General features: G+C 69.0%; 14 protein-coding genes and 1 tRNA gene. 9 read left to right on the forward strand and 6 right to left on the reverse strand.

Annotation, left to right across the window (positions count from 1 at the left end):
* Window positions 1-23 precede the first annotated feature (23 nt).
* The 5 genes from ACM608_RS07305 (at window position 24) to ACM608_RS07325 (ending at window position 2,448) form a co-directional block, all read left to right on the forward strand.
* Window positions 24-767, forward strand: a complete 744-nt coding sequence (locus ACM608_RS07305; RefSeq protein ID WP_419682584.1) for a double zinc ribbon domain-containing protein — start codon at window positions 24-26, stop codon at window positions 765-767.
* Between the two features lie 69 nt (window positions 768-836).
* A complete protein-coding gene (gene grxC, locus ACM608_RS07310) occupies window positions 837-1,094 on the forward strand; it encodes a glutaredoxin 3 (protein WP_419682585.1) in 258 nt (85 codons plus the stop codon).
* 2 nt (window positions 1,095-1,096) lie between these two features.
* Complete coding sequence (locus ACM608_RS07315; RefSeq protein ID WP_419682586.1) at window positions 1,097-1,918, forward strand: carbon-nitrogen hydrolase family protein; 822 nt, start codon at window positions 1,097-1,099, stop codon at window positions 1,916-1,918.
* Window positions 1,915-2,337, forward strand: a complete 423-nt coding sequence (locus ACM608_RS07320; RefSeq protein ID WP_419682587.1) for a DUF1178 family protein — start codon at window positions 1,915-1,917, stop codon at window positions 2,335-2,337. The genes ACM608_RS07315 and ACM608_RS07320 overlap by 4 nt, the downstream gene beginning before the upstream one ends.
* Window positions 2,338-2,371: 34 nt before the next feature.
* A tRNA-Arg gene (locus ACM608_RS07325) sits at window positions 2,372-2,448 on the forward strand.
* A 6-nt stretch (window positions 2,449-2,454) separates the two neighbouring features.
* Here the strand turns inward: ACM608_RS07325 and ACM608_RS07330 are convergent.
* The 6 genes from ACM608_RS07330 to ACM608_RS07355 all read right to left on the reverse strand — a co-directional run bounded on the left by ACM608_RS07330 (window position 2,455) and on the right by ACM608_RS07355 (window position 11,268).
* Window positions 2,455-4,458 (reverse strand): autotransporter outer membrane beta-barrel domain-containing protein, encoded by a 2,004-nt coding sequence (locus tag ACM608_RS07330; protein WP_419682588.1) that lies wholly within the window; start codon window positions 4,456-4,458, stop codon window positions 2,455-2,457.
* A 104-nt stretch (window positions 4,459-4,562) separates the two neighbouring features.
* Window positions 4,563-6,962 carry a TonB-dependent receptor gene (locus ACM608_RS07335; RefSeq protein ID WP_419682589.1) on the reverse strand — a complete coding sequence of 800 codons (2,400 nt, stop codon included), beginning with the start codon at window positions 6,960-6,962 and terminating at the stop codon, window positions 4,563-4,565.
* Window position 6,963: 1 nt separating this feature from the next.
* The gene (locus tag ACM608_RS07340; RefSeq protein WP_419682590.1) at window positions 6,964-7,887 is read right to left on the reverse strand and encodes a FecR family protein; all 924 of its coding nucleotides are present in this window, start codon (window positions 7,885-7,887) and stop codon (window positions 6,964-6,966) included.
* A gap of 48 nt (window positions 7,888-7,935) precedes the next feature.
* A complete protein-coding gene (locus tag ACM608_RS07345; protein WP_419682591.1) occupies window positions 7,936-8,445 on the reverse strand; it encodes a sigma-70 family RNA polymerase sigma factor in 510 nt (169 codons plus the stop codon).
* Window positions 8,446-8,470: 25 nt separating this feature from the next.
* Window positions 8,471-9,670: an NAD(P)/FAD-dependent oxidoreductase gene (locus ACM608_RS07350; RefSeq protein ID WP_419682592.1), complete on the reverse strand. Its 1,200-nt coding sequence runs from the start codon at window positions 9,668-9,670 to the stop codon at window positions 8,471-8,473.
* The gene (locus tag ACM608_RS07355; RefSeq protein WP_419682593.1) at window positions 9,667-11,268 is read right to left on the reverse strand and encodes an NAD(P)/FAD-dependent oxidoreductase; all 1,602 of its coding nucleotides are present in this window, start codon (window positions 11,266-11,268) and stop codon (window positions 9,667-9,669) included. The genes ACM608_RS07350 and ACM608_RS07355 overlap by 4 nt, the downstream gene beginning before the upstream one ends.
* Before the next feature lie 84 nt (window positions 11,269-11,352).
* Between ACM608_RS07355 and proS the strand changes: the two genes are divergently transcribed.
* The 4 genes from proS to ACM608_RS07375 all read left to right on the forward strand — a co-directional run bounded on the left by proS (window position 11,353) and on the right by ACM608_RS07375 (window position 15,366).
* A complete protein-coding gene (gene proS, locus ACM608_RS07360; protein ID WP_419682595.1) occupies window positions 11,353-12,669 on the forward strand; it encodes a proline--tRNA ligase in 1,317 nt (438 codons plus the stop codon).
* 115 nt (window positions 12,670-12,784) lie between these two features.
* Window positions 12,785-14,035, forward strand: coding sequence for a lipoprotein-releasing ABC transporter permease subunit (locus tag ACM608_RS07365; RefSeq protein WP_419682596.1), 1,251 nt, complete (start codon window positions 12,785-12,787; stop codon window positions 14,033-14,035).
* Window positions 14,036-14,188: 153 nt separating this feature from the next.
* Entirely contained in the window at window positions 14,189-14,857 is a 669-nt protein-coding gene (locus ACM608_RS07370) for an ABC transporter ATP-binding protein (protein WP_419682597.1), read from the forward strand.
* A complete protein-coding gene (locus tag ACM608_RS07375) occupies window positions 14,854-15,366 on the forward strand; it encodes a hypothetical protein (RefSeq protein WP_419682598.1) in 513 nt (170 codons plus the stop codon). The genes ACM608_RS07370 and ACM608_RS07375 overlap by 4 nt, the downstream gene beginning before the upstream one ends.
* Window positions 15,367-15,437 lie beyond the last annotated feature (71 nt).

A 15,437-nucleotide genomic window follows, 5' to 3' on the forward strand; every position in this document is an offset into this window, starting at 1 on the left:
CGCCGCCCACGGGACAAGGCGGCATGTTCGCCACCCCCGTCATCCGCGCAGCGCGCCACGGCGTCGCCAAGGCGGTCGCCTTCGCGCTTCCCCCACGCTGCGCCGCCTGCGGCACGATCGTCGGCGGCGACCACCAGCTCTGCCTCGACTGCTGGAGCGCGCTCGACTTCCTCGACGATGGCGGCTGCCCGGTCTGCGCGAGGCCTGCCGACCATCCAGGGCAGGAGGGGCTGCACTGCGCCGCCTGCCTCGCCGACCCGCCGCCCTTCGATCGCCTGCGCGCCGGCGTCGCTTATGGCGAGGTCGCCCGCGGCATCGTGCTGAAGCTGAAATACGGTCGCCAGACCGGCCTCGCCGAGCTGATTGCCCGCCAACTCGCGCGATCGACCGACGGCCTCGCGCCCGACACTCTCGTCGCCTGCGTCCCTCTCCACCGCTGGCGAATCTGGAGCCGGGGCTTCAACCAGTCCGCCCTGATCGGCCGACGCGTGGCAAGGCGGCACGCCCTCCGCTTCGTTCCCGATCTGCTGGTACGAACCCGACGCACCCCGCCGCTCAAGGGCCTGAACCCGACGCAGCGCGCCCGCACCGTGCGGGGTGCGTTTGCCGTGAAGCCTCACGTGACGGTCAAGGGCGCGACGATCCTCCTCGTCGACGATGTCTACACCACCGGCGCCACCGTCCGCGCCTGCGCCGCAATCCTCCGCCGCGCCGGGGCCGCGCGGGTCGAGGTGCTGTGCTGGGCGCGCGTCCTTCGGGACGACTGAAGCATCCGGAAACATTGACATTCGTGCCCTGCGACAGCACCTCGGCCGCAACAGTCGAGGATAGCGGTCATGGCCAAGGTCGAAATCTACACGAAGGCGTTCTGCCCCTATTGTTCGCGGGCGATGAACCTTCTCGGGTCGAAGGGCGTGACTCCGGAGGAATACGACATCACCATGGGCGGGCCGCAGCGGGCCGAGATGATCCAGCGCGCCAACGGCCGCACCACCGTCCCGCAGGTCTTCATCGACGGCGCCCATATCGGCGGCTCCGACGATCTCGCCGCCCTGGACCGCGCGGGCAAGCTCGACCCGCTGCTCGCCGCCTGACCTTGCGCATCGCGCTTGCCCAGACGACCACCGGCATCGATCCGGTGGAAAGCGTCGACGCGCTCGCGCGGCTGATTGCCGAGGCTGCGGCGGGCGGCGCGAAGATGCTCTTCACGCCGGAGATGAGCGGCGTGCTCGACCGCGACCGTTCGCGCGCTGCGGCGAACATCGTCACCGAGGATGAGGATCGGGTCCTGCGCGCCGTCTGTTTCGCAGCGGCGGAGGCGGGTATCTGGGTCCATCTCGGCTCGCTGGCGCTCCGCGAGGGCGAGCGGCTGGTGAATCGCGGCTTCGTCATCGATGCGAAAGGCGCCGTCCGCGCCAGCTACGACAAGATCCACCTCTTCGACGTCGACCTGCCCGACGGCACACGCTGGCGCGAGTCGGCGAGCTATTCCGGCGGCGATCGTGCCGTGGCGGCGGATACCCCCGCCGGACGCCTCGGCCTGTCGATCTGCTACGATCTCCGCTTCCCCGACCTGTACCGCGCGCTGACCGATGCCGGCGCGAGGATCCTCTCGATTCCCGCCGCCTTCACCCGCCCGACCGGAGCCGCCCACTGGCACATCCTGATGCGCGCCCGCGCGATCGAGGCCGGCGTCTTCGTCGTCGCCGCCGCGCAAACCGGCACCCACGCCGACGGCCGTGAGACCTACGGCCATTCGCTGGTGGTCGATCCCTGGGGCGAGGTGCTGCTCGACATGGGAGAGGAGGCCGGCCTCGGCTTCTGTGACTTGGCCCTGGAGCGGGTGGAGGAGGTAAGGGGACGCCTGCCCGCCATCAACCACCGCCGTCCGATCGCTGCGCCGGAGGTGGTCGCATGATCGTCTTCGATCTCCGCTGCGACCCTGCCGGCCATGTCTTCGAGGCATGGTTCGGCTCCTCCGACGATTACGAAGGCCAGCAGGCGCGGGGCCTCGTCTCCTGTCCAATCTGCGGCTCCGGCACCGTCGGCAAGGCGGTCATGGCACCCCGTCTGTCCGGCACCGGAGAGGCGCCCGATCCGCGCGTGATGAAGCAGGCGCTCACCCTCCTCGCCAAGGCGCAGGCCGAGATGCTGTCCAAGTCCGAGGATGTCGGCACCGACTTCGCCCGCCGCGCCCGCGCCATCCACGACGGCGAGGAGGCGGCGAAACCGATCTACGGCCAGGCCACCGCGCCCGAGGTCCGCGACCTCCTGAGCGACGGCGTGCCGGTCGCGCCTTTGCCCCTGCCGGTACGCCCGCCCGAACGCGACAATTGACGATCGGGCGGCCTCGGGCCTACTCGACGCCCGTGCCCCGGTAGCTCAGCTGGACAGAGCAACGGTTTCCTAAACCGCAGGTCGGGAGTTCGAGTCTCTCCCGGGGCACCACCACCCTCAGAAATCGACCATCAGGGTGGCGCGCAGCGAGATCGCCGCCTGGCCCTGCTGCTCCTCGGCACCCGCCTCGCCCGAGATCTTCAGGCCGTTGCCGCCGCCGGTCGCGCGGATCTTACCGACCCAGCCGTTGGTCCGGTCTTCCGGCGTCAGGGTGAAGTCCTGCCCGCCGGCAAAACGCGCGGTGGTCTTGCCGAGTGACCCGCCGACAAGCTGACGTCGACCACCTTCCAGCTCGATCCGCATCCAGCCGCTCTCCCGATCGCCATCGCCGAACTCGTAGCCGATGGCGACGGTGCCAGAGACCGCCAGCTCGTCGCTGGTCCGCTTGTCGACGGAGAGGTCGAACGCAGCCCCGCCGCCCGTCTCCGCATAGGCCTTCTCGCTCAACCGGTAGTAGTCGATCGCGACGATCGGCCGCAGGGTGAAGCCGCCCAGCCAGATGTCGTAGCTCGCCCCGCCCGATCCGGACACGAGGTTGCCGTTCCAATTGCCCCGGCTGTTCAGCTCGACGCTTGCGCCCGTCCCGTCCGTGCCGGTGAACTTCCGCTTGCCTTTGAAATCGACATAGGCCCAGGAACCGCGCGCCCAGGTGGACAGGCTGCCCCAATTGGCGCGCCAGAACCCGGCGACCTCGTACTGGTTCGACTGCACGGAGTTGTCGGTCCCCCCGTCCGCGTCCTTGCCGTAGAGATAGGCGAGCGAGACGCCGAAATTGCCGGTCTTCTCCGTCTTGATCTCGCCGCCGGTCGAAATGCCCCAGCCGGAGACATCGTAAGACGCGGTGTCGCCCAGGCTCTTGGCGCGGCCCCAGCCGGCCTGCTGGATGAACCAGCCCCAGCCGCCCTCGTCCTTGAACGGCGCGTTCGGATCGGCAAGGAATCCCGCCGTCGCGCGCGATCCCATCGTCACCGCCTCGAACGTGCCGCCGGCATGGTCGGGCAGCATCTGGCGGACCTGACGCTTGAACTGGTCGCCGTCCACTGTGTTGAGGAACACGCCCGCCACCTTGCTGTCCTTGCCGAGCGCCGCATAGACCGCGTCATAGGCGGCCGCCTGCGACCGGTTGAGGCCGAGTTCGCCGGTGGTCTTGCGCTTCACGTCCAGGGCGAGTTCGGTCGCGCCGGCGACCACCACGTCGCTCCTGAACATGTATGGCAGGATCGCGTCCTCTGACGCGAGCTTGTCGCCGCCGGTGATGCTGCCCGCGCGGACGAAGGTATATCGGCCCTCGGCATTGGCGATACCCGCGATCTTCACCGCGACCTTCGCCCCTTCCGCGAAGCTGGCCGCGCCCGCCACCTGATAAAGCGTGCTCGTCTTGGTCGCGCCGTCGATCGTGACCCCGATCGTGCCGCCGGATGCGACCGACAGGGAGGCGATCGTCGCCGTCGTCTTGCCGATGTCCAGCCGCCCGCCGTTCACCGCGACGGCCAGCCCCGCCGCATTCTTCAGGCCACCCGTGAACGAAGCGGTCCCGGCGAGCGTCAGGCTGTCCGCCCCGCCGCCGAAGTCCATGTCGCCGGCATAAGCGGACGTGCCTTCCAGCTTCACCGTGTCGGCACCTGCGCCGAAGCTGGCGTCACCGCTCACCGCCGCGTCGCCCGACAAGGCCAGCGTGTTGTTCCCCGTCCCGAAGCTCAGCTTTCCGGCGACTGTGCCGTCCGCGACGTCGAAGCTGTCATTGCCGCTGCCCAGCAGGACGTCACCCTTGATCGAGGGCGCGTTGCCCGTGGTCACCGCCGTCTGGCGGATCTCCGCGCCGGTGGTGTTCGCCGACAGGTCGATGGCGGTGTTGGTCTTGCCGCCGCTTGCCGAGATCGAACCGGCATTGGTGACGAGCGCCAAAGTGCCGGATCGATCCACGATCCCAACGGCGGCACCGTTACCGCTCGCCGTCGCCGCGATCGCGCCGCTGTTCCGCACCGCGTTCACCGTCGCTCCGGCATCGATCGAGATTGCCGTCCCCTTTGCAGTCGTCGCATCGCCGCCCGATGCGGTCACCGAACCGGAGCAAGCAGCTGGCGCATGATGTGGTCTCTTCCCTTTCGTTGAAGGGAAGACGGGGCCGGACGGCGGGAACCTTGATTGTAATGTACGACGAACTTCTAGAACGCCGCGTCGAACCCTAGTCGCAGGGTCCTGGGTCTCAGCGGGGTGATCTGCCGCTCCGCCGTCATCGCGAAGGGGGTGCCGAGCGCGAAGCGGTTGCCCACCGTGTCGAACAGGTTCGTCAGGCCCAGAGTGACGCCGTACTCCGGCCGGCCCACCCGCGCGGTCAGCGCGGTGTCGAGGTAATTGCCCTGCTCCTCACCCAGCACCGGTCCGACGCCGAGCCGCGACTTGCCCGTGTAGCGGGCCCAGCCGTTGACGCGCAGGTCGATACCCTCGGTCAGCATCGTGCGGTAATCCGCGCCGATCCGAGCCGAGAGCCGCGCGACGTTGGGAATGCGGCCGAGCGGCTGGTTGGCCCGGTCGAAGGCCGCGCCTGCATCGACCATCGCCAGCGCATTCACCAGCGACTGGATGAACGCCGCCGACGGTTCGGTCACCTTGCTGTCGTTATAGGTCACCGACGCGTCCAGCGTCAGCCCGGCAACAGGCCGCCAGCCGAGCGCCGCGCTCGCCGAATAGATGCGCCCGTTGCCGATGTTGTTGGTGCTCGGCAGGCCGGAGGCGTCGATATAATCGGCCTGGATGTCGCGCCATCGGGCATGGGCGAAGCTGACGGTCAGGTCGAACGGACTGCGCCCGCTCTCGCCGATGCGGAACCCGGTCTCGATCGTGCGCACGCGGTCGTTCAGGAAACGCCGGACCAGATCGCCCTCGATCGCGAGGCCACCCGGCCGAAACCCCTCCTGATAGCGCGCGAAGATCACCGCCCCCGGCGCGGCGCGCAGCGAGACCGAGGCTGAGGGCAGCACCGTATCCTCCCTGCGCGCCGCGACCACGCCCGTGCTCCGGAGCAGCGCCGCGACGGTCGGCGTCACATCCTCGCCGACGCCCGACAATTTGGCATGGGTATAGCGCGCGCCCGCCGTCAGGGTCAGGATGCGGCGCAACTCGACGCTGCCCTCGCCGTAGACCGTGAACTCGCTGATCCGATTGGTGACCCCGGTGGTCGGCTCGGGCAGGCCCGGTGGACCGAGCGCGCGGCCGAGGAAGGTGCGATTGTTCGTGTAGCTCGCCCCTAGCACCCAGCCGTAACCGCCCCGTATCGGCCGCCACAGCCGGTTCTCGCTGGCGATCATCCGCGTCCGGTTGCGCTGCGCGAACACCCGTTCCGGCCCGTCCGGCATCGTCGCGTCGTAGCGTTCGTCCAGCGTCTGCCGGACGATCCCGGTCGAGGACAGGAACGACAGGTCGCCCCAGCTTTTCCCCACCACCACATCGCCCAGCCAGTAATCCGCATCGAAGCCGCCATCCGTCGGGCTCGCCCGTTCGAGATCGGGCAGGTCGCGATCGGCATATTGGCTATCGCGCCCATGATTGGTCTGCACGATGCCACCGAGATCGACCGTCCAGTCGTCGCCCGCGTCCACCCGCAGCGAGGCACGCCCCCCGGCAATCCGCGTCCGATTGATATCGCGACGGCCGCGCACCACGTCGTCGATATAGCCGCCGTCCTGAATACCGTAGCCGACCACCCTGAGCGCGGCGCGATCCTCGACCAGCGGCAGGTTGATCATCCCGCCCAGGTCGCCGCCGGGATCGCCATGCTGCGCGGCTGACAGCCCGCCCGACAGCGCGGCGGAAGGCCGATCCAGTGCCGCCGGATTGCGCACGATCCGAATGATCCCACCCAGCGATCCCGCGCCGTAGAGCGTCCCTTGGGGTCCTTCGAGCACCTCGACAGAGGCGATGTCGTAGAGCCTGAGGTCCGGGTCGGGCGCGTTGTAGGTCAGACGCATGTCGCCGAGATACTGGCCGACCGTCGCCTGCGTCGGCCCGGTGAAGCTGGAATCGGCGATGCCCCGGATGAACAGCTTGTTCCGCCCCGCGCCGAGATGGGTCGAGGACAGGCTGGCCAGCCGCGCGAGGATCGAGTCCATCCCCCGCTCGCCGCCAAAGGCGAGGTCGCGCCCCGACAGCACGCTCGCCATGCCGGAGAAGTCGCGCAGCAGCGTGTCGCGCTTGCTGGCGGTCACGACGATCTCCGCGCCGCTGTCGGATGGCGGGGGAGGGGGCGCACGCCGGACCTTCGGGGCGGGGCGCACGACGGCGACGATCCGCCAATTGCGGCCGCCGAGCGGCATGATACGCGCGCCCTCATCGGCAAGCATCCGGCGCAGCGCCGCCTCGGCGCTCATCCGTCCCCGCACCGCCCGAACCGGGCGCCGCCAAAGCCGCTCGTCCTCCACGGCCACATTGACCCCTGCTTGCCGGCTCAGCGCGGCGAGCGCGTCCCGCAGCGTCCCCGCCGGCAGGTCGAGCGCGGGCGTGGCCGCCGAAGCGGCACCGGCCGTGACGCTCAGCGTCAGGCTCAGGGCGATCAGGGTCTTGCGCATGTCAGCGCGGGGTCAGCACCCACTCCGTGCCGATGCGGCGCACACCGACGCCCAGGATCGGGCCGAGGCTGCTCACATCCTCATGGTCGCCCAGGCTGAGGACACCCCGGAAGCGCCGTTCCGCAACCTCGGGCGCGGCGCGGACCGGCTTTCCGGTATAGCGGGCGAGCTGCGCCGCCACCTCCGCCATCGTCTGGCCATCGTATATCAGGCGCCCCTCGCGCCAGCTCGCGACATCGCCGGGTGCCACCTGACCGCGCCGGATCGCCGTCTCCGCATCGAGTACGGTCAGCGACTGCCCGGCGTCGAGGCGCACCGCTTCCGCATCGGGATTGAACATCACCGCGCCCTCGGCGACCTGCACCTCTGTACGGCCGGCCATCCGGACGACGTTGAACACCGTCCCGACATCGACCAGCTCGGCATCGCCGACGCTGACCGTGAACGGGTCCGTCTCGTCGTGCGTGACGGTGAACACCGCCTCGCCGCGATCCAGTGTCGCCACGCGCTGGTCCTTGTGGTCCAGCGTCAGCCGCGTCGACCCGTTGAGCGCGATCTGCGTTCCGTCCGCCAAGGTCACGGAGCGCCGCTCACCCGGCCCGGTCTCGACCGCATAGGGCGACGCGCGATCCACGCTCGCCACGCCGATCGCCACCGCCAACATCGCCGCGATGCCGCCGCCCAGCCAGGCGCGACGCGCCACCTTCGGTTGCTGCGCGGCCGGCATGATTTGGCGGGGACGACGCTGGCTCAGGATCTCCCCGATCTCGGCCTCCGCCGCCGCCATCTCGTGATAGACGGGTGGGTGTGCGGCGTCCGCCTCCAGCCAGTTCTGGAAGCCTTCCCAGTCCGCGAACGCAGGGTCCCGCTGGCCGATCAGCCAGTCCAGCGCCTCGTTCTCGATCGTCGTTCTGTCTCGCGGCATGGTCACGCTCCACCAGACAGGACGGAGCGGAGTGCGGCGAGCCTTGTCTCAGCCCTCATCGAAACGCCTCCTGAGGTCGATCATCGCGCGATAGGCCTTGCGCAAATCCGCCTCGACGGTGCTGAGGCTCACCCCGAACTCGCGCGCAATGTCCTTCTGCTGGACGCCGTCGATACGATGGCGGCGGAAGATCGCAGCGGTACGCTCACCCAGCGCCTCCAACGCAGCGTCCGCATGCCGCAACTGGTCCCGCGCGATCACTGCCCGCTCGTCGGAGGGCACATCGGATTGGCCGGGCACGGTCGTCGACGCATCGTTCCAGGCAGCATCCCGCTTGGCCGCCTGCACGCTGGCGCGGTGGCGGTCGACCATCAGGTTGTTCGCCGCGCGGTAGAGGTAGGAGAGGGGGTTGGCGACCGGCCCGGGATCGGAAGCGGCGACCTTCAGCCACAGCTCCTGCAGCAGGTCCTCCGCCGCCGCCCCCGCGCCATGGGCTGCCAGAAAGCGGAGGAGCTGCGCCCGATGCGCCAGCAGCACGCCTTCCAACCCCTCAGCCATGCGCCGCCTATAGAACCAGCCGCGTTCAGGACAAAGCGGCGGCGGTGATCGCCTCGCCCGCCGCCCGCCCGCTCGCCCACGCCCATTGGAAATTATACCCGCCTAGCCAGCCGGTGACGTCCACCGCCTCGCCGATCGCATAGAGGCCCGGCACGCGCTTCGCCTCCATCGTGCGGGAGGAGAGGGCGGCGGTGGAGATGCCGCCCGCCGTCACCTCCGCCTTGGCGAACCCCTCGGTTCCGCTCGGATGGAACGACCATGCGCCAAGCCGGGCCTCCGCCGATCGCAGCGCCTTGTCGGTCATGCCGCCAAGCTCGCCCTCAAGCGCGAGCCGCTCCGCCAGAGCCTCGGCAAGCCGCTCCGGCAGATGCTGAGCCAGGACGCGCCGGAGCGTGGTGCGGGGCTTCACGCGCTTCTCTTCGATCAGCCACCCCGCCTCTTGTGAGACGGTGAAAGCGACGCTTATCGCTGTCCGATGCTGCCAGTAGGACGAGATCTGGAGCATGGCCGGACCCGACAGGCCGCGATGGGTGAACAGCGCCGCCTCCCGAAACCGCGCCTTGCCCCAGCCGACCTCGACATCGGCCGAAACCCCCGAAAGCGAACGGAAAAGCGCATCGTCCGGCCCGAGCGTGAACGGCACCAAAGCGGGCCGCGGATGCACCACCGGCAGGCCGAATTGGCGCGCGGCGTCATAGGCGAAGCCGGTCGCACCCATCTTCGGGATCGAAGGCCCGCCGGTCGCGAGGACGAGGGCAGGGGCCTCATACTCCTGTCCCCCCGCAGTCACGCGGAACACGGCATCGGCATTGGTGAGGCCGGTGACGGAGCGACCCAGACACCAATCCACTTCACCCTCGCCCTTGGCGCACTCGGCTTCCAGCATCGCCACGATCTGCCGAGCGGACCCATCGCAGAACAGCTGCCCCAGGGTCTTCTCGTGCCAGGCGATGCCATGCGCATCGACCAGCGCCACGAAGTCCTGCGCCGTGTACCGCCCGAGCGCCGACTTGGCGAAATGGGGGTTCTCCGACAGATACCGGTCGGCGGCGGTGTGGATGTTGGTGAAGTTGCACCGCCCGCCGCCCGAGATCAGGATCTTCTTGCCCGGCTGATCGGCGTGATCGACCAACATGACGCGCCTCCCGCGTTGCGCGGCCGTGGCGGCGCACATCATCCCCGCCGCCCCCGCGCCGAGGATGATCGCGTCGTACCGCCCGCTCACCGCCCGGTCATGCTGAGCGCCACCGCCTCGGCCACCTTGATCCCGTCGATCGCGGCGGAAAGGATGCCGCCCGCATAGCCCGCGCCCTCACCAGCCGGGAACAGGCCGCGCAGGTTCAGGCTCTGCAGATCCTTGCCGCGCGTGATCCGGACGGGGGAGGAGGTGCGCGTCTCGACCCCGGTCATCACCGCATCGGGATGGTCGTAATTCGCCACCTGTCGCCCGAACACGGGCAACGCCTCGCGCAGCGAGTCCAGCACGAACTCCGGCAGGCATTCGGCCAGATCGGTCATCGTCACCCCCGGCATGTACGACGGCACGACCTCACCGAGCTTGGTCGAGGGCCGCCGCGCGAGGAAGTCGCCGACCGTCTGCCCCGGCGCGAAGTACGACGACCCGCCCGCGACGAACGCCCGATCCTCGATCTCCCGCTGCAAGGTGATCCCCGCCAGCGGCCCGCCGGGATAGTCGCGCGCCGGATCGATCCCGACGACCAGCCCCGAATTGGCGTTGAACTCGGCGCGGGAATACTGGCTCATCCCGTTGGTGACGACGCGCCCCTCCTCGGATGTCGCCGCCACCACCCGCCCGCCGGGGCACATGCAGAAGCTGTAGACGGTGCGCCCGTTCTCACAATGATGGGCAAGGCTGTAGGACGCCGCGCCGAGATCGGGATGCCCAGCGCAATCGCCGAAGCGCGCGCGATCCACCCAGCTCTGCGGATGCTCGATCCTGACCCCGATCGAAAACGGCTTGGCCTCCATATGGACGCCGCGCGCGTGGAGCATCTCGAAGGTCGGCCGCGCGCTATGGCCCAGCGCCAGGACGACGTGATCCGCCTCCAGCACCGATCCGTCCTGAAGCACCAGCCCGCGCAGCCGTCCGCCCTCGATCACCAGATCGTCGACCCGCGTCTGCCAGCGATACTCGCCACCCAGGGCCTCGATGTCCCGGCGCATGTTCTCGACCATCGAGACGAGGCGGAAGGTGCCGATATGCGGATGCGCGTCGGTCAGGATCTCCGGCGGCGCGCCCGCCTTCACGAACTCCGCCAGCACCTTGCGGCCGAGGTAGCGCGGGTCCTTGATCCGGCAGTAGAGCTTGCCGTCGGAGAAGGTGCCCGCCCCGCCCTCGCCGAACTGGACGTTGGAATCCGGGTTCAGCTCGGCCCGCCGCCAGAGCCCCCAGGTGTCCTTGGTCCGCTCCCGCACCACCTTGCCGCGATCGACGATGATCGGCCGGAACCCCATCTGCGCCAGGATCAGCCCCGCGAACAGCCCGCAGGGTCCGGCCCCGACCACCACCGGCCGCGTTGCGCCCGCGGGCGCCTCGGCCACGAACCTGTACCCCATGTCCGGCGTCGCCCGCAGGTCCGGGTCACGAAAGAATCGCTCCAGCACAGCAGCTTCGTCGGCTAGGCTCACATCGACCGTATAGACCAGCCGGATCGCATTCCGCCGCCGTGCGTCGTTCCCTTTCCGCGCGATCGTGAAGCCGAGCAGCGCCTCGCGCGCCACTTCCAGCCGCGTGCAGATGGCACGGGCTAGGTCCTCCTCGCTATGATCGAGCGGGAGCAGAAGGCCGGAAAGGCGGAGCATGGCGCGCATTTAGGGGCGCTGGCGCTGTCCGGCAATTCCGCCTAGCGCCATCGCCGTCCCATAGGTTACGATTCGAGCGACCCGATGCGCCTTTCCCGCTACCTCCTCCCCGTCGCGAAGGAGTCCCCCGCCGACGCGCAGATCGTCAGCCACAAGCTGATGCTCCGCGCCGGTCTCGTCCGGCAGACCGCGGCGGGCATCTACGCCTGGCTCCCCCTTGGCCTGCGCGTGCTGCGCAAGATCGAGAAGATCGTGCGTGAGGAGCAGGATCGGGCGGGTGCGGTCGAGCTCCTCATGCCGACGCTGCAATCCGCCGATCTCTGGCGCGAGAGCGGCCGTTACGACGCCTATGGCCCGGAGATGCTGCGCATCACCGACCGGCATGAGCGCGAGATGCTCTACGGCCCGACCAATGAGGAGATGATCACTGCGCTGTTCCGCGATGCCGCGCGCAGCTACCGCGATCTCCCCCGCACGCTCTATCACATCCAGTGGAAGTTCCGCGACGAGGTCCGCCCCCGCTTCGGCGTGATGCGCGGGCGCGAGTTCCTGATGAAGGACGCCTATTCCTTCGACATGGACGAGGCGGGCGCGCGTCACAGCTACAACAAGATGTTCGTGGCCTATCTCCGCACCTTCGCCCGCATGGGCGTGCGCGCGATCCCCATGCAGGCGGACACCGGCCCGATCGGCGGCGATCTCAGCCACGAATTCATCATCCTCGCCCCCTCCGGCGAGAGCGAGGTGTTCTACCACGCCAACTGGGAAAAGCCGGTCGATTTGGGTGCGATCGACACCGAGGACGCCGGCGTGCTGCAGCAGGTCGTTTCCGGCCTCGTCGCCGACTATGCCGCCACCGACGAGAAGCGCGATCCCGAGCGCGAGGCGGCCACCGGCGACCTCCTCCGCACCTCGCGGGGTATCGAAGTCGGCCACATCTTCTACTTCGGCACCAAATACTCCGAGGCGATGGGCATGGCCGTGCAGGCAAAGGACGGCACCTCCGTCGTCCCGCATATGGGCAGCTACGGCATCGGCGTGTCGCGTCTGGTCGGCGCGCTGATCGAGGCGAGCCATGACGATGCGGGCATCATCTGGCCGGAAGAGGTCGCACCCTTCAAGGTCGGCCTCATCAACATGCGGGTCGATGACGAGACCTGCACCCGCGTCGCCGACGACATGTACCAGAAGCTGACCGGCCTCGGCGTCGAGGTCCTCTACGACGATCGTGACGAGCGGGGCGGGGCCAAGTTCGCGACGATGGACGTCATCGGCCTCCCCTGGCAGCTGGTGATCGGCCCCAAGGGCCTGGCCAGCGGCGTCGTCGAACTGAAGAACCGCCGCACCGGCGAGAAGCAGGAACTCTCGCTCGACAGCGCGCTCGAGAGGCTGACGGGGTGAATACAGCCACTCCGTTCGTGCTGAGCGTAGTCGAAGCACGGGTTACATGGGCATCGCTCGTTGCCCGTCCTTCGACTTCGCTCAGGACGAACGGGTCTCTTTCTAGGGACGGTCGGTGATCCTCAACCGCTACGAACGCATGATCGCCAAGCGCTACCTCCTCCCCGGCAGGGGCGAGGCGTTCATCGCGGTCGTCGCCTCGATCAGCCTCGTCGCCGTCATGCTCGGCGTCGCCGCGCTGATGATCGTGATGTCGGTGATGAACGGCTTCCGCGCCGACCTGATCGACAAGATCGTCGGGCTGAACGGCCATGCCGTCGTCCAGGGCTATGGCGGCAAGCTGCCCGACTGGCGCAATGTCGTCCGGCTGGCGAAGGACACGCCCGGCATCACCGGCGCCACCCCGCTGATCGAACAGCCGCTGATGGTGTCAAGCGCCGGCCGGGTCGAGCCGGCGCTGGTGCGCGGCATGCGGATCGAGGATCTGCGCGGCAACCCGCTGATCCGCGACAATGTCGTGGCGGGCCGGCTCGCCAGCGTCACCCCCGGCTCCGGCAATGTCGCCATCGGCGCGCGCCTGGCGGAACAGCTCGGCGTCGGCGTGGGGCAGCCGATCAGCCTCATCAACCCGGACGGGCAGGCGACCCCCTTCGGCACCGTGCCGCGTATCGTCAGCTACACCGTCTCGGCGATTTTCGAGGTCGGGGTCTACGATTACGACAAGGCCTTCGTCGTCCTGCCGATGCAGGATGCGCAGACCTTGCTGATGCTGGGCGACGCCGTCGGCATCGTCGAACTGGACACGGTGGACGCGGAGAGGGTGGGCCAGATCGTCGGCCCGCTGGCGGCGAAGGTCGGCAATATGGGTCAGGTCTCCGACTGGCGATCGATGAACGCCAGCCTGTTCGAGGCTCTGGCGGTGGAACGGGTGGCGATGTTCGTCGTCCTCTCGCTCATCATCCTCGTCGCGGTGTTCAACATCCTGTCCTCGCTGATCATGCTGGTCCGCGCCAAGACCCGCGACATCGCCATCCTCCGCACCATGGGTGCGACGCGGCTCGGGCTGGTCAAGGTGTTCATGACGGTCGGCTTGACGATCAGCACGCTCGGCACCGCCGCCGGCCTGATCCTCGGCTTCGTCTTCCTCTATTTCCGGCAATCGGTGGTGAACTTCATCCAGCTCGTCACCGGCCAGAACCTCTGGGACCCGTCGATCCGCTTCATCACCGAACTGCCCTCGCGCACCGATCCGCTGGAGGTGCTGGCGATCGTCGCCCTGGCGATCGGCTCCGCCTTCCTCTTCACGCTCTACCCCGCGTTCAAGGCCGCGAACACCGACCCGGTCCAGGTGCTGCGTTATGAGTAAGACGCCAAAATCCTCCCCATCGCAGATGGGGAGGGGGACCAGCGAAGCTGGTGGAGGGGCCGCCGCGAAGACGGCGGACTTCGCCCGCCGCCCCTCCACCACGCCGCTGCGCGTCGCGGTCCCCCTCCCCATGCTTCGCACAGGGAGGATGCAATGACCGTCCTCTCCGTCACCGACCTCCGCCGCAGCTTCGAACAGGGCGGCGCGCGCATCGACGTGCTGAAGGGCGTCAACCTCTCCGTCGCACCCGGCGAGATCGTGGCACTCCTCGGCCCCTCCGGCTCGGGCAAGTCCACGCTCCTCCAGGCGGTCGGCCTCTTGGAAGGCGGCTTCGAAGGCTCGATCCGCATCGCTGGCGAGGAGGCGTCGAAGCTCGACGGTGACAACCGCACCCGCCTGCGCCGCGACGCCCTCGGCTTCGTCTACCAGTTCCACCACCTGCTGCCCGACTTCACCGCCGTCGAGAATGTCGTCCTCCCCCAGCTGATCCGCGATGCGGAGACGGCGGCGGCACAGGCGCGGGCCGAGCATCTGCTCACCACCCTCGGCCTCGGCCATCGCCTCCACCACCGCCCCAGCCAGCTCTCGGGCGGCGAGCAGCAGCGTGTCGCCGTCGCCCGCGCGCTGGCCAACCGCCCCGCTCTGGTGCTGGCGGACGAACCCACCGGCAATCTCGACGAGGCGACGGCCGACGTGGTCCTCGCCGAGTTCCTCCGGCTGGTGCGCGGGGAGGGGAGCGCGGCGCTGATCGCCACCCATAACGAGCGGCTGGCGCAGAAGATGGACCGCCTCGTCCGCCTGCATGAGGGCGTGCTGGAATGAGGTCGGGCGCGGCCTTCGCCGGCGCGCTCTACCTCGCGGTCGCGATCCTGTGCGTCTTCGTCTCGGTGCGGCGACAGAAATCGAGCATCTGGCTGTGGATCGGCCTGATCGTCGCCGCGCTCGGCATCGCGCGCGGCTTCGACCTCAGCTTCCGTGTGGCGAACATCGTGCGTCAGGAGGCGGTGGACGAGGGCGCCTACGCCGCCCGGCGCTCGCTCCAATGGGCCTCGACCCGGATGCTCGTCCTCGGTCTGGCGGCAGTCGAGGTCGCGATCTTCTTCCTCTTCCGGCGTCTGTCGATCGCGGCGCGCGTCGCCATGGCCGCCGTCCTGCCGCTGATGGCCGTCGCGATCATCCGCATCATCTCGCTGCACGAACTGGATGTCTGGCTCAGCGACACCTCGGTCCTGTCGCTCAGCCGCGCCAAGCTGATCGAGACCGGCTGCCTCGGCCTGATTGCCTGGGCGGCCGGAACCTGGCTGGAACGGGCACCGCCGCGCAAGGCCTGACCCAGCGCCGCTGTGGATAAGCGCGGCGGCCGCCCTTCCCAGACTCGCCGCCTGTCCCCATAGTCACGGCC

This window comes from Sphingomonas sp. ID0503 (genome assembly GCF_048565625.1).
GTDB lineage: Bacteria > Pseudomonadota > Alphaproteobacteria > Sphingomonadales > Sphingomonadaceae > JBLZUR01.

What these genes read in the sequence shown, in the direction of transcription:
- ACM608_RS07305 (WP_419682584.1), top strand. Translation starts at nt 24, where the DNA reads ATGTTCGCCACCCCCGTCATCCGCGCAGCGCGCCACGGCGTCGCCAAG.
- grxC (WP_419682585.1), top strand. Translation starts at nt 837, where the DNA reads ATGGCCAAGGTCGAAATCTACACGAAGGCGTTCTGCCCCTATTGTTCG.
- ACM608_RS07320 (WP_419682587.1), top strand. Translation starts at nt 1,915, where the DNA reads ATGATCGTCTTCGATCTCCGCTGCGACCCTGCCGGCCATGTCTTCGAG.
- ACM608_RS07335 (WP_419682589.1), bottom strand. Translation starts at nt 6,962, where the DNA reads ATGCGCAAGACCCTGATCGCCCTGAGCCTGACGCTGAGCGTCACGGCC.
- ACM608_RS07340 (WP_419682590.1), bottom strand. Translation starts at nt 7,887, where the DNA reads ATGCCGCGAGACAGAACGACGATCGAGAACGAGGCGCTGGACTGGCTG.
- ACM608_RS07345 (WP_419682591.1), bottom strand. Translation starts at nt 8,445, where the DNA reads ATGGCTGAGGGGTTGGAAGGCGTGCTGCTGGCGCATCGGGCGCAGCTC.
- ACM608_RS07355 (WP_419682593.1), bottom strand. Translation starts at nt 11,268, where the DNA reads ATGCTCCGCCTTTCCGGCCTTCTGCTCCCGCTCGATCATAGCGAGGAG.
- proS (WP_419682595.1), top strand. Translation starts at nt 11,353, where the DNA reads ATGCGCCTTTCCCGCTACCTCCTCCCCGTCGCGAAGGAGTCCCCCGCC.
- ACM608_RS07370 (WP_419682597.1), top strand. Translation starts at nt 14,189, where the DNA reads ATGACCGTCCTCTCCGTCACCGACCTCCGCCGCAGCTTCGAACAGGGC.
- ACM608_RS07375 (WP_419682598.1), top strand. Translation starts at nt 14,854, where the DNA reads ATGAGGTCGGGCGCGGCCTTCGCCGGCGCGCTCTACCTCGCGGTCGCG.